The organism is Acinetobacter sp. ANC 4470, assembly GCF_002135335.1.
In the GTDB taxonomy this organism is placed as follows: Bacteria; Pseudomonadota; Gammaproteobacteria; order Pseudomonadales; family Moraxellaceae; genus Acinetobacter.
Map to the genome: position 1 here is coordinate 1 of NZ_NEGC01000008.1, position 13081 is coordinate 13081.

The 13081-nt window shown below is 40.2% G+C and carries 14 protein-coding genes; 6 read left to right on the forward strand and 8 right to left on the reverse strand.

Annotation, left to right across the window (positions count from 1 at the left end; all coding sequences use genetic code 11):
- Positions 1-172: 172 nt before the first annotated feature.
- From B9T25_RS11635 to B9T25_RS11645, 3 genes are read right to left on the reverse strand one after another with little or no spacing between them, the layout of a single operon-like run.
- Positions 173-1246, reverse strand: a complete 1074-nt coding sequence (locus B9T25_RS11635; protein WP_086188592.1) for a DUF6670 family protein — start codon at positions 1244-1246, stop codon at positions 173-175.
- Between the two features lie 39 nt (positions 1247-1285).
- Entirely contained in the window at positions 1286-2113 is an 828-nt protein-coding gene (gene pssA / locus B9T25_RS11640) for a CDP-diacylglycerol--serine O-phosphatidyltransferase (RefSeq protein WP_086188593.1), read from the reverse strand.
- 44 nt (positions 2114-2157) lie between these two features.
- Complete coding sequence (locus B9T25_RS11645) at positions 2158-3015, reverse strand: 23S rRNA (adenine(2030)-N(6))-methyltransferase RlmJ (RefSeq protein ID WP_086188594.1); 858 nt, start codon at positions 3013-3015, stop codon at positions 2158-2160.
- 116 nt (positions 3016-3131) lie between these two features.
- Between B9T25_RS11645 and B9T25_RS11650 the strand changes: the two genes are divergently transcribed.
- Positions 3132-3734, forward strand: a complete 603-nt coding sequence (locus tag B9T25_RS11650) for a 2OG-Fe(II) oxygenase (RefSeq protein WP_086188595.1) — start codon at positions 3132-3134, stop codon at positions 3732-3734.
- Positions 3735-3828: 94 nt separating this feature from the next.
- Positions 3829-4356: a hypothetical protein gene (locus tag B9T25_RS11655; protein ID WP_086188596.1), complete on the forward strand. Its 528-nt coding sequence runs from the start codon at positions 3829-3831 to the stop codon at positions 4354-4356.
- Between the two features lie 136 nt (positions 4357-4492).
- On the opposite strand, the gene B9T25_RS11660 is transcribed toward B9T25_RS11655, so the two are convergent.
- From B9T25_RS11660 to B9T25_RS11680, 5 genes are all read right to left on the reverse strand, one after another.
- The gene (locus tag B9T25_RS11660; protein ID WP_086188597.1) at positions 4493-4750 is read right to left on the reverse strand and encodes a DUF2789 family protein; all 258 of its coding nucleotides are present in this window, start codon (positions 4748-4750) and stop codon (positions 4493-4495) included.
- 105 nt (positions 4751-4855) lie between these two features.
- Positions 4856-5116, reverse strand: coding sequence for a DUF2789 family protein (locus tag B9T25_RS11665; RefSeq protein ID WP_086188598.1), 261 nt, complete (start codon positions 5114-5116; stop codon positions 4856-4858).
- Positions 5117-5293: 177 nt separating this feature from the next.
- Positions 5294-6280 carry a malate dehydrogenase gene (locus tag B9T25_RS11670; protein WP_086188599.1) on the reverse strand — a complete coding sequence of 329 codons (987 nt, stop codon included), beginning with the start codon at positions 6278-6280 and terminating at the stop codon, positions 5294-5296.
- A 170-nt stretch (positions 6281-6450) separates the two neighbouring features.
- Complete coding sequence (locus B9T25_RS11675) at positions 6451-7107, reverse strand: ribonuclease I (protein ID WP_086188600.1); 657 nt, start codon at positions 7105-7107, stop codon at positions 6451-6453.
- A 34-nt stretch (positions 7108-7141) separates the two neighbouring features.
- Positions 7142-9061, reverse strand: coding sequence for a lytic transglycosylase domain-containing protein (locus B9T25_RS11680; RefSeq protein ID WP_171262780.1), 1920 nt, complete (start codon positions 9059-9061; stop codon positions 7142-7144).
- 423 nt (positions 9062-9484) lie between these two features.
- On the opposite strand from B9T25_RS11680, the gene miaB reads away from it, so the two are divergent.
- The 4 genes from miaB to B9T25_RS11700 all read left to right on the forward strand — a co-directional run bounded on the left by miaB (position 9485) and on the right by B9T25_RS11700 (position 13078).
- Entirely contained in the window at positions 9485-10939 is a 1455-nt protein-coding gene (miaB, locus tag B9T25_RS11685) for a tRNA (N6-isopentenyl adenosine(37)-C2)-methylthiotransferase MiaB (protein ID WP_086188602.1), read from the forward strand.
- Between the two features lie 38 nt (positions 10940-10977).
- Complete coding sequence (locus B9T25_RS11690; protein WP_086188603.1) at positions 10978-12051, forward strand: PhoH family protein; 1074 nt, start codon at positions 10978-10980, stop codon at positions 12049-12051.
- Between the two features lie 30 nt (positions 12052-12081).
- On the forward strand, positions 12082-12561 hold the full coding sequence (ybeY, locus tag B9T25_RS11695; RefSeq protein ID WP_086188604.1) for an rRNA maturation RNase YbeY: 480 nt from the start codon (positions 12082-12084) through the stop codon (positions 12559-12561).
- A 121-nt stretch (positions 12562-12682) separates the two neighbouring features.
- Positions 12683-13078 (forward strand): hypothetical protein, encoded by a 396-nt coding sequence (locus B9T25_RS11700; protein ID WP_086188605.1) that lies wholly within the window; start codon positions 12683-12685, stop codon positions 13076-13078.
- The last annotated feature ends 3 nt before the right edge of the window (positions 13079-13081 follow it).

Consider the following 13081-nt stretch of genomic DNA (forward strand, 5'->3'; position numbering starts at 1 on the left):
AAAATCTCATTCGAAATCTTAACAACCCAATCAACTTATTGATTTACCAGAGGTTTTATTTAACATCACCGCCGATGGATACGCATTATAGGCGAAAAAAATCCCCACGCAACCCCTTTTTCAAAACTTTCTTATCGTCTGCTTGTTTATTCTACAAAATATGACATTTTTCTTATTTTTTGCATGCAAAAGGTACAGAATTGGCAAATTCATCGTGCATTTTTTCTTGTTTATTTTTTTCTTGCCATGTTAATGAGCGACAATCGATATATTCACAGTAGCCACTTTCGCCTATTTCTTCATGATGATTAATTTTAAGTTGATATTTAAAGCTCCCAACATAACCAGCAGCTAAACCAAATTTAAAATCGCCACGACTTTGTGCTTGTACAGAAATACATGTGCCATCTTTACCTTGATACCCCCATTCAAATTCACGGGGTAGATACATAATTTGTCCATTCGGTGTTCTCACCTTTGGATAAACACGATGTACTTTAAAGCGGACATTTTCATCAAACATTTGTGCAATGCCCATCTTGCCATCTCGTAAATATAAACGAGACTGTAAAATGCCGTTAAAAGAGTCTCGAACTTGCGCCAATAACAACTGACGATTATTTTTTAGATTAATCACTTGATAAGTAAAAAATGCCAAAGGCAAATATGAAAAGTTAATTGAGCGTGCATATTCAAAACAGCCCATTTGCTGAATTTCAAATTTTCGCTCTTTATAAATGATCTCGCCTTCACATTGACATAATAAAGACCAATGATCCGCCAAGCCCATACGTAGCTTGGTAAAATAAGAAATAATATTACTGGTGGTAATGGATAAATCAAAACTCAGCTCTTTATCTTTACGCTGAATACGGAAATGAGGGAAATTTCCTGAAATCATTTCCCGATCTGCAAATTGGAAGTATTCTTTTTGAAAATGACATTCTTGTTTAATTGAATAAGAATTCAACTGCCCAACCATATGCGGACTAACACTGGTGATAATGGTCGCAGTATCTAAAGCAGTGGAATAAATCGCACTTTCATTGCGAAGCATCGGGGCATTGGGCTGACCAATAATGCTCAGAAAATTTAAGTAATGCAAAGGTGCCGGGAGATTCGGAATAATCAACCCTTGATGAATCGTTTTATATCGACCTTTTTGCGCATGATAGGCTAACTGCGCCTGAAACGGAGCTTGATTGAGTTGTTTAGACTGATCCAATAAATCGTGAAACAACTGCATATCATGCTCCTTTTTATTTTCAGTATCACTATCTCATTTTTATGTTGTGGTATTTTTTCTGGCCATAAATGTGGTCACAAAGCCAGACAGTGCATAGATAATCGAAATTACCAAAATACCAACTGGAATATTATATGTTATCGCGGCAAAGATAAACACGGCGATAGGTAACACTGCGAAAGGCACACGTTTACGATCCAATGTTTTAAATGAATAATATTTAATATTGGAAATCATTAACAAACCAACGGCAACAATAAGTACTGCATTGGTAATTTGTACACTGACTTCACGTAAATCAAAAATATCAGGGAAGTCGCGTCCCACCCAAACCATGGTGATCATTAAAATGGCAGCCAACGGACTAGCCACACCAATAAAATAACGTTTATCGACCACGCCTATTTGTACATTAAAACGCGCTAAACGAAATGCAGCACAAGCGGTATACACAAAACAACATGCCAAACCGATACGACCTAAATCATGCAAACTCCAGCTATACATTAAAATAGCGGGTGCCACACCAAATGCCAGTAAGTCGGACAACGAGTCATATTGTTCGCCAAAAGCACTTTGCGCACCAATCGCTCGAGCAACACGACCATCCAAACCGTCGAGTAATGCTGCCAGAAAAATAGCATAAATGGCATGGGTAAAATCACCATTCATACTCGCGATTATGGAGTAAAAGCCCGACAGCAATGCTGCCGTAGTAATAAGATTCGGCCACAGATAGATTCCACGACGTTTCACCTTTTGTCCCTCTTGGGTATGCTCTTCTTCTTCCACTTCAAAAGTGATGCCATCAAATGCATGTTCATCACGGGTAGAAGATTCACTTTCAGGTTTGTTTATACTTGTCATTCTTATCGATCCTAACTGTAACCTATCTCTCTTAAACGTCTATCTTATTCGCCAACCAACCAACGTACAGCAGCATGTCCGCCATTTTCACTCATACGTAGATGTGGGAATAACCATTGCAATGCCTCATCAGCATCTTGTGAGAACTTCCAAGGTGGATTAATCACCAGCAAAGCACAACCATTTAAGCCCACTGGCGTATCATCTGGCCATACACAAATTTCACACACCAATTGACGACGAATACCTGTTTTCATCATTTTCTTTTCAAAACGATCAATCATGGCGCGATCTTTAATTGGATACCATACAGCAAAAACACCTGTCGGCCATTTTTTGTGCGCAATCGACAACAACTCGACTAATTGAGGGAAATCTTTACGTTCCAACTCGTAAGGTGGATCAATCATGACTAAACCGCGCTTTTCTTTTGGCGGAATAACACCTAATAAGCCTTCATAAGCATCACGTTCATGCAAGCCTGCACGGCGGTCACGAATATTGAAATACAATTCTTGAAAAACTTCTTTTTGCATTTCAAAAATAGTGGCTTTATCAATATCACGCATACCTTCTAGCGCAAACCACGGTGAACCAGGATAAGCACCTTGACCCGAACCGGCACGCATATCTTCAACAATTTTAAGATATTGCTTAACCGCTTCAGGTGCATTACGGGTAATTGAATCATCAAGTTTGACTAAGCGATGAATACCCGTTAAAAACTCACCCGACTTTTGCGCAGCAGAGGTCGATAAATCATATTTACCCGCACCACCATGCGTATCGATATAGCGATAAGGTTTATCTTTGGCATTTAAACGTGTTAAAAGTTGCAGTAATAACACATGCTTCATGACATCGGCAAAGTTGCCTGCATGGAAATGGTGACGGTAATTCATGTTTCTTTAATTCCTATAATCAACAGACATTTTAGCATGAAAAAATGTTTCGTTCCGCAGGATATCTTGCTCTAGAATACGCCACCCTTTTCTATATCATTTTTGAGTATATGTGTATGGATACTATTCAGCTCCCAAAGTCTTGGAATGTTGATCAAATTATTGAAGATTTAGATCAACATGGTTTTACCATTATTGACAATGCTTACCCTGAAAACTATGTCCATGCTTTAGTTGAAGAATGCACAGCTAACCTCAAGCTTTTTCGTGATGCTGCTATTCAAAGTGGGGTTGTCAGTAAAATCCGTAGTGATCATATTCTCTGGATTAACGATGAATTCGTAATAGCCCAACAACACATTGAAACATTAGAAAAAATAGCTCAACTATTCAATCGAAATTTTTATTTAGGCATCAAAGAAGTCGAAGCACATTTTGCCTGCTATAACGCAGGAGAATATTATGCTTTGCACCGCGACAATCCACAAAAGAAAAATGATCGGGTCATTTCTACGGTTTATTATCTACATGAAGATTGGCAAGGTGACTGGGGTGGAGAGTTACATCTACAGGATAAAAATGAGCAATGGCATACCATTCAGCCTAAACCAAACCGTATTGCGATGTTTCAAAGTGACTTATTACATGAAGTGATTCAAGCTAAACATCAACGTTTATCCATTACCGCATGGTTACGTAGCGGTCAAAACTTATTCTAAATATTGATCATAAGCAAAACAGGATGCTAGATTTGCCTTTAAATTCGCTGTATTGCCCCGATATACTGAGCATTGATTAAAGAGGTATGGGCTAATGTTTGAAAATACAAAACAAGTTATCCAGCGTATCGGTGAGACAGACCAATTGTATTTGGAAAACAATACAGCTGCCCTCGCTTTAGAACGTGCAGACTTACGTTTACAACTGGTGATTTTTAGTAATTTGCGCCAAGAGCAGATTCATTTCTTGCAAGAAGCCGTGGTGCTGCTCGAACAAGCACGGATTGAACATGAAGAAATGCCGATGTCTTTGTATTTAAATCTGTCCTTGCATCTCGCAAAAGCCTATATGTTGTATTTTGAAATCACCAAGGAACAGCGCTTTGCGTTAATCACGCAGCAAATTTTAAAACCGCTGAGCCAACATGAGCATAGTGATGTCTATTTTTTCCTTGCCTATGCATCCATTTCTAAAAATGAAACTGCGCTGACACGTCACTGGCTGAGTAAATATCGCAAAACAGATGACTTTGATTTAGCGTTATTACAGCAACACCCTTCGTTTAAAGCCATACGCGAAGAACTTTGGTTTATGAAGCTAACTCAAAGTAAATTACACTAAATTCAGAAATAAAAAACTCCTTAAATTAGGAGTTTTTTATACATTGTATTTAATAACTACTTATTGAATAACGATAATCTCTTATTAAGACACTCAATATCAAGCCAGAAGAAAGAATAGGTTTGCATATATAAGTCTATGCCGTCTGCAATTTATATGCATCCAAGTGTAATTGCTGATTTAACTCATCAATCCACATCGCCCAGTCATCATCCTGAACCAAATGACTAATCAGAAAATCACGCTGTGACCGATTCCAAAAAGGGGCATCGTGTAAATTTTGATGTGCGGGTAATTGATGTGTACGTACATACAGCTCAATGGCTGCTAGGCTATTCGCCAACCCCAATTGTGAAAACAATAATTCTAAGGATGGTGTATTTTGATTGAGCATCTCGCCCTCCTTATCAACTAATCTGTCATTTGTTATTCAATTAACTTATAAGATATTGATAAAAAAACCTAGTCATAAAACTAGGTTTGTTGTTTCAATTTGTGTTTACAGTTCGCATGAGCCTAAAAGCTGGTGTTCGACATGTAATTGCTCATTTAAAATATCAACCACCATTGCCCAATCATCATCTTTTTTCCAATGGCTGATAATGAAATCATGCTGTGACGGTGTCCAAAATGAGGCTTTATGCAAAGGAATATCCATAGTCAATTGATGTGTTTCTATAAACTGATCGATTGCTTCTGGAGTCGCGTCAAGCCCCAATTGTTCAAAAAAAAGTTCTAATGTTGGCTGTTGATCAAACATAGGGGTTCTCCTCAAGTCCTGTTTACCTTCTTATAAATTAGACCGAAAGCTCTGCAAATTCAGTTGTCACTGCATCACAGCATGTTATTTTTTGTTCAAATTAAATTTTCAGGCATAAAAAAAGCACCCCGAATGGAGTGCTTTTTCTAATTTTAAGTCTGCCTAAGCAGACATCAATTAGTTGAACAAGTGAGCAATTGCAGCACGTTCGCCTTCTAACTCTTCAAGCGTCACATCCATACGTTCACGGCTGAATGCATCAATTTCTAAGCCTTCAACACGGCTGTATTGACCGTTTGCACACGTTACAGGAACACCGTACATAACGTCTTTTGGAATACCATAAGAACCGTCAGAAGGAATACCCATCGTTACCCATTCGCCATTTGTGCCAAGAGCCCAATCGCGCATATGGTCGATTGCAGCATTTGCAGCAGAAGCAGCAGAAGATAAACCACGCGCTTCAATGATTGCAGCGCCACGCTTACCAACGGTAGGAAGGAATACGTTTGCATTCCATTCTTGGTCGTTGATCATGTCTTTTACGCTTTCGCCATTGATCGTCGCGAAACGGTAGTCAGCATACATTGTTGGAGAGTGGTTGCCCCAAACTGTAAGATTTTTGATGTCTTTAACAGCTTTACCCGTTTTAGCCGCAACTTGGCTAAGCGCACGGTTGTGGTCAAGACGTAACATAGCAGTGAATTGACCTGGATTTAGATCTGGAGCAGATTTCATAGCAATGTAAGCATTCGTGTTCGCAGGGTTACCTACAACAAGAACTTTAACGTCACGGCTTGCGTGGTCGTTAATTGATTTACCTTGAACAGTAAAGATCTTAGCATTTTCTTGTAAAAGCTCAGCACGTTCCATACCAGGACCACGTGGACGAGAACCTACAAGTAAGCAGTAGTCAGCATCCTTGAATGCAACATCTGGATTATCAGTACCGATCATACCTTCTAAAAGAGGGAATGCGCAGTCTTCAAGTTCCATCATTACGCCTTTAAGCGCAGCTTGAGGTTTCTCAAAAGGAACTTCGAGCAATTGCAAAATAACTGGTTGATCTTTACCTAACATTTCGCCGCTTGCGATACGGAATAATAGGCTGTAACCAATTTGACCTGCAGCGCCAGTAACGGCAACACGAACTGCTTGCTTCATCTAATTATCTCCAATAGAGGATATTCAATGCGATTAAATAGTTAGTCCATTTAATCTAATCATCATAAACGCGAAATATTGTACTCCAATCTTTTGGCAGTTGCATGTAAAAGAGAATGGATTTCAACAAAAGTATAATGGGAAATATGAATAAAATTGCGAAAAAATGCTTAGTAAGAACTTTTTATTATGAATGACGCAGGACAATTCGTTTCAACGGTCGCTGGACATTGTTTGTACTGACCATTATTTTTGTAACACAGTTCTACCTCAGTCAGAATAGGTGTTCCATGTGAAACTGAGCAATTAAATTTAATCGCATTGACTGGCAAAGTAGGATTTAAACGTAAAAACTGCAAGCGAAGATTCGCGGTATGCATTGAGCGCGTTTCAGGGCTGGTCAATTCAGTAGGGATTTTGAGCCGTTCAGCATAATTAATGATAGTACGAAAATACTGACTGGCATTCATGGGGATACACCCCCCTATCGTATGCCAAAGCTGAACGCGCGCATTTTCATCGGGCATGACACGTGCCACAACTTTCGCTTGCAATGGAGACAAAGCAGCAGAAGATGTCGTTTTACACTCTGACTCTGATGTTTCAGGAAACAAACCAGCAATATTCAGCGAATAGCCTTCTAAACATTTTCGTTTTTTTGATTTTTGAGTGTCCAACAAACACACAGCAGGTGTCATTTGTACCAGCATCACATAACCTTGCACAGGCGCTGCAAAAACATGAGATGCAAACACCCCTAGCCCAGCACTGCTCAATACGAACAGTACCAACCTTTTTAAAACTGCTGCATACTGGAAAAATATCATTAACAAGTCAGACCTATCAACAAAATTAAAATGATTAAGGGTTATTTTTCAATGGAATGATATTCATGCGTTTTTCAATCGATTGTGCACCCTGCCCAAGCAACACTCCATAATGCGTTGCGTTGGTCATGACATGTTTCACATAATCACGAGTCTCTGTTAAGGGAATCGTTTCAGTGTATTGATCTGCTGCAATAGGTTGTACATCGGGTTGCCAACGACGCGCTCGGTTTGGCCCTGCGTTATAACCTGCGGTGGCTAAAACAGGGCTATTACTGAGTTGACTCTGAATCATTGACAAATAAAAGGTGCCGTAGCGGATATTGGTATTCATATCAGTTAGTGCCGCTGGGTTATAGGTTTCACCCATTTGGCGTGCCACGAGTTTTGCAGTATCTGGCATAATTTGCATCAGACCACCCGCTCCCACATGTGAGCGTGCATTTGATACAAAACGACTTTCTTGACGCATCAAACCATACGCCCATGCAGGATCGATCCCCGCATTACGACTGTGGCTAACCACATAACTTTGATGCGGCATGGCATAACGATAGCTATAATTATGTTTATTTTCGGTACGATCTGCCGCATAAATGGCACGGTCGTACCATCCCATATCTGTGGCACTTTTTGCTGCCGCCAGAAGTAAACCATCATCATGTTTTAAATAAGCCTGACGTACTGCCCAATTCCATTCACGATTAATATAATTGTCGGGTGCATTAACACGGCGTAAAGCAAAGGCGCGACTGAAATGAATATTTTGGCTTAAGCGCTGTATATCACTATTTGAGGGTTGTGCATTATTTGGAATGTTATTGTAACTCTGTCCCAAATGATCTTTGGCCAATAAATTATGATAATCATCACCGTGTGCCAATTTTTTAAAAATTTCTTGTGCAGTTCGTTTAGAACTCGCATCTCCGCGCTGTTCAGAAGCACGTGCCAACCAATATTGCCAACGATCTTCTTGTTTTTGTGACACACTCATCGCATCAATGGCACGAATTAAACTTTCCCAACTACTGAAACGAATGGCTTGACGGGCATAAATTTCAGCTTCTTCTGCACTAAATGGCAATCCATAACTGGCATCTAAATAATTCAGCACTTCACGATTGAAGTTATTTTTCATTACCGTAGTGCCGCCAATATACCCCACAGCACGATATAAGGCTTTTTGCACTGGTACAGGAGCACCTTGTGCCACACGTTGCACCGATGATATTGCCGAATTTAAATCACTGTCAGCTAAACGCCCCAGCGCAAAGACTAAATAAGCATGATCAGCATTGGATACTTTAGGTGCAGACCATAAATAATTTAACGGATTGGCTTGAATTTGATTAAGTTGGGATAACGATAAGCCCATTCCCAAGGTTTGTGCCGTCGCCAAAGCCTGACCAGACTGCCCTGCTCGGAGCTGACCCCATAGGCGTTGCTGCCGGTCTTGCTCGGTCATTAAAGGGCTAGATAACATCATGCGCCCTAAACCTGTACAAGGTTCAGGCTGTGAATTTGTGTTTAGCCAAACATCCTTATATTCAGCAAAAACCAGAGAATCACCCGATTTTGCGCGTACCTGAGCCATAGCACAGCTTTCTGCCTGATCCGCATTGGCCACATACTGCAAAACAGGCTGTGCTGTGGCAAAATCTGCTTGTTTCACTTTTTCTTCAATATAGTCCGCTGCTAATTTTTCAGCCATCGCTGATTGCGGATAACGCTGGACAAAATTAATAATATTGCTCGCAGGTTGGAGCGCTAAATTGCTATTCAGAGACCAATACTCGGGATAATAACCCAAAGTATCATTTTGCATAGAAGCTTGATATTGTTGTAGCAATTCGATATTTTCAGCGTTAGCTGCTCGTAAAGCATCATTAAATTGCTCATCTGCTGCATGCGTCACCGACACATATCCTACTGATGCCAAACCGACAGCAAGCATTTTATAATGTTTTTTATTGATTAACTGATTGAACATATGCTTGCCTTCCGTCATTTAGTGTTGCCTTGATCGCACCTAATCATTTTTAAATAGTGTAATTATTATTAAACTACTCTACTGTTCTGTTGTGTAACCTTATGATTAGACAATATTAATTTTCAATCATTTTTGCCTCATAAATCAATTGTCTTGTCTGCTTATTTATCACTATAAGTTTATATTTAATTCCTGCTAAAATATGCGCCTTTCTTCTATTCAAATCGCAATTTTTAATTATTTTAGCCAGTCCCCCTCATTTTCCAGACTAAGTTTCAAACATGTGTTGAAAAAAAATGGAAAAAGGCAACTCGCTAAACGCCTCACCCTCAATTGAAATGAGACGATTAAATTGCGATTTCTTCGATTTATCTTTTAGGAGCCTACATGACGGTTCAAACCTTCATTCCAAATAGTGCCCAAGCTGCTTCAGAAAACACTGTTACCCAGCCACAGCACACCCCAGCCGACGGATCAGTGAAAAAGCTGTATATCGAAACGCAAGGGTGTCAGATGAATGAGTATGACAGTCATCGTATGGCAGACCTTCTAGGCGACTCACACGGTTATGTGCTGACCAAAGATCCGAAAGAAGCCGATATTCTACTGATGAATACCTGCTCAATTCGTGAAAAAGCCCAAGAAAAAGTATTTTCTGAGCTGGGTCGCTGGCGCAAACTGAAAGACAAAAATCCTGATTTGGTGATTGGGGTCGGTGGTTGTGTGGCTTCGCAAGAAGGTGACAATATTCAGAAACGTGCGCCTTATGTCGACATGGTTTTTGGCCCACAAACCTTGCATCGTTTACCGCAAATGTTAGATCAACATAGCGAACAAGCTGAAAAACCAAAGAAAGATAAAATCAAACTGGTGGATATTTCTTTCCCCGACATCGAAAAATTCGACTTTTTACCTGAACCACGAGTTGAAGGTCATAAAGCATTTGTTTCGATTATGGAAGGCTGTTCAAAATACTGTTCTTTCTGCGTGGTGCCTTATACACGTGGTGAAGAAGTTTCGCGTCCTTTGGATGATGTACTGGCTGAAATTGCCGGTGTGGCTGAAAAAGGCGTGCGTGAAATTTCGCTTTTAGGTCAAAACGTCAATGGCTACCGTGGTGAAACCTTCGAAGGCAATATCTGTACCTTTGCAGATTTACTACGTTTAGTGGCTGAAATTCCGGGTATTGGGCGTTTACGCTATACCACTTCACATCCGCTTGAATTTAACGATGACCTGATTCAATGTTATCGTGATCTTCCGCAAATGGTTTCACATCTGCATTTGCCAGTACAAAGTGGCTCAAACGATGTTCTGCAAGCCATGAAGCGTAATCACACCATTGATGTTTATATCGATAAAATTGCCAAGCTGCGTCAAGTTCGCCCAGACATGCATTTATCTTCAGATTTCATTATTGGCTTCCCAGGTGAAACCGATGCGCACTTTGAAGAGACTTATCAATTCATTAAAGACTTAGATTTCGATCATTCTTATAGTTTTATTTATTCAAAACGTCCAGGTACACCTGCATCTGACTTACCAGACAGCACGCCTGAAGATGTGAAAAAAGAACGCCTTGGCAAAGTTCAAAAATGGATTAAGCGTTCAAGCATTGATAAAACAGATGCGATGCTTGGCACCATTCAACGTGTCCTGATTGAAAATGTTTCTGATAAAGATCCAAACCTTTTGGTGGGGACTGCTGACAACACACGTTATGTCTCATTTATTGGTGATGCAGCATGGGTCGGTCGCTTTGCAGAAATCGAAATTACCGAAATTAAAACTTTGAATTTTGTTTACGGTGAACTCTTGAATCTTGAACCTGACGTGGCGTAATGTAAGCGGATAGATTTAACTTTCCAAAAGGATATCTCTTGACTGCATCGATTCGACGTACAGTGGCTTTTCCGGGTATTTCAGTAGATCGTTTACAAAGTATGCTAGGTGCTTATAACGCTCATCTGAAACAAATCGAACAACGTTTAGATGTAAAAATTTCTCATCGTGGTGATAGTTTTTTTATCGATGGTGATATTGATGTGGTTGAGCGAGCTGAGGTTTTATTGCAGCGCTTACATGAAGAAGCCGAAGTTTCTCAACAAATCAGTGCAGATGTCATTCATTTGATGATTCAAGGCAGTCAGACTGATCGTGAGTTAGCCATCGATCCTGATCAGCAACATGCAGGTCTAGACGAGATTTGGTTACAAACCCGTAAAGGTCGGATTAACCCACGTGGTGCAAACCAAAAACGTTATGTACAACGTATTTTGCAAAGTGATATCTCTTTTGGTATAGGCCCTGCAGGGACAGGTAAAACCTACCTTGCTGTTGCCGCTGCTGTAGACATGCTGGAACGTAATGAAATTCAGCGTATCCTGCTGGTTCGCCCCGCCGTTGAAGCAGGTGAAAAACTCGGCTTTTTACCGGGTGATTTAAGTCAGAAAATTGATCCCTATTTGCGCCCACTTTACGATGCTTTATACGAAATGTTGGGTTTTGAAAAAGTCGCCAAACTGATTGAACGCCAAGTGATTGAAGTTGCGCCACTGGCTTATATGCGTGGTCGTACCCTCAGTCATGCTTTCATTATTTTAGATGAGGCGCAAAACACCACACCTGAACAGATGAAAATGTTTCTGACCCGTTTAGGTTTTGGTTCACGTGCCGTGATTACTGGCGACATCACGCAAGTCGATTTACCACGTGGTCAACAATCAGGTTTAGCTCACGCTTTACGTGTGATCGAAAACGTGAAGGAAATTCATATTACTCGTTTCCATTCTCGTGACGTGGTACGTCATCAGCTGGTACAAAAAATTGTCGAAGCTTATGAAGGATGGGACAGTGAACAACACCGTCTAAGTGCAGAAGCGCGTGCAGAACGTAAAGCACTTCAAGAAGCGCTTATTGCTGAAAACAATGCAGCTGCTGATGCTCAAGACTGACTCAAATATTCGATGAATTAAGGATTCATTTTGAAACTTAGCCTCTCTCTACAGCAAAATTTTCAAGCCCCTGAATTGGTGCTGAAACGTGCTTACCTCAAAAAAGTTGTAGAAACCTCATTACGTCATATTGCCACACAAAGTAACTGCGAAATTGGCATTGCTTGTGTCGATAATGCTGAAAGTCAGCAACTGAATTTGGAATATCGTGGTAAAGACAAACCGACCAATGTGTTGTCCTTTCCAAGCGACCTTCCCGATGAAATGGCGGCAATTTTAGATTCCTTCCCAATTGGCGATTTGGTGATTTGCATTCCTGTGGTTTTACAAGAAGCTCTAGATCAGCAAAAAACACCAATCGAGCATTTCACCCATATGTTGGTACATGGCACTTTACATTTAATGGGCTATGACCATGAAACGTCTGAGCAAGATGCCGAGGAAATGGAAGCTTTAGAAATTGAAATCCTGAAAAAACTCGGTTTTGATAACCCATACCAAGAACAGTAATTTCAAACACCTAACCCCATCAATTTCGCTCGATCAATTTCGATTGGTCGAGTTAATTTAAAAACCAATTTAAGAAAATAAAAACACCTTTAAAAACACATCAAAATATAGAGGCACATTCATGAAAAAACTGCTTACTGCACTCTGCTTTATTTCCACTTTACCCTTCAGTTCTCAGCTCTATGCCAATAATGAAACCACCTGTAAGGAAGTAAAGTTTCAATCTACAGATAGCACGTGGGCAGGACATTATTATTTACAAGGTGTGATGGAGGTTGGTTCAGAACTTTTACTTGAACCCAATGGCAAATTTAAATGGTATCTTGCCGTCGGTGCATTAGATCAATATGCCGAAGGAACATGGTGGAAAAATGGCAACTGTATTGGTTTGAAAGCAGCATCCCAATATGCCAAAAATTTAGAAATATTCCCAACCCGTTTAGAGATTCATGACAAAGATTTAGCAGTGACTTGGCTCGGTGGACACCAAGATGGTGTTTATCACCTTGCTGAATAATTG

Bases quoted from the DNA above. Each gene is read 5' to 3' on its own strand.
- B9T25_RS11635 (WP_086188592.1), bottom strand. From the start codon at position 1,246: ATGCAGTTGTTTCACGATTTATTGGATCAGTCTAAACAACTCAATCAA.
- pssA (WP_086188593.1), bottom strand. From the start codon at position 2,113: ATGACAAGTATAAACAAACCTGAAAGTGAATCTTCTACCCGTGATGAA.
- B9T25_RS11645 (WP_086188594.1), bottom strand. From the start codon at position 3,015: ATGAATTACCGTCACCATTTCCATGCAGGCAACTTTGCCGATGTCATG.
- B9T25_RS11650 (WP_086188595.1), top strand. From the start codon at position 3,132: ATGGATACTATTCAGCTCCCAAAGTCTTGGAATGTTGATCAAATTATT.
- B9T25_RS11655 (WP_086188596.1), top strand. From the start codon at position 3,829: ATGTTTGAAAATACAAAACAAGTTATCCAGCGTATCGGTGAGACAGAC.
- B9T25_RS11660 (WP_086188597.1), bottom strand. From the start codon at position 4,750: ATGCTCAATCAAAATACACCATCCTTAGAATTATTGTTTTCACAATTG.
- B9T25_RS11665 (WP_086188598.1), bottom strand. From the start codon at position 5,116: ATGTTTGATCAACAGCCAACATTAGAACTTTTTTTTGAACAATTGGGG.
- B9T25_RS11670 (WP_086188599.1), bottom strand. From the start codon at position 6,280: ATGAAGCAAGCAGTTCGTGTTGCCGTTACTGGCGCTGCAGGTCAAATT.
- B9T25_RS11675 (WP_086188600.1), bottom strand. From the start codon at position 7,107: ATGATATTTTTCCAGTATGCAGCAGTTTTAAAAAGGTTGGTACTGTTC.
- B9T25_RS11680 (WP_171262780.1), bottom strand. From the start codon at position 9,061: ATGCTTGCTGTCGGTTTGGCATCAGTAGGATATGTGTCGGTGACGCAT.
- miaB (WP_086188602.1), top strand. From the start codon at position 9,485: ATGACGGTTCAAACCTTCATTCCAAATAGTGCCCAAGCTGCTTCAGAA.
- B9T25_RS11700 (WP_086188605.1), top strand. From the start codon at position 12,683: ATGAAAAAACTGCTTACTGCACTCTGCTTTATTTCCACTTTACCCTTC.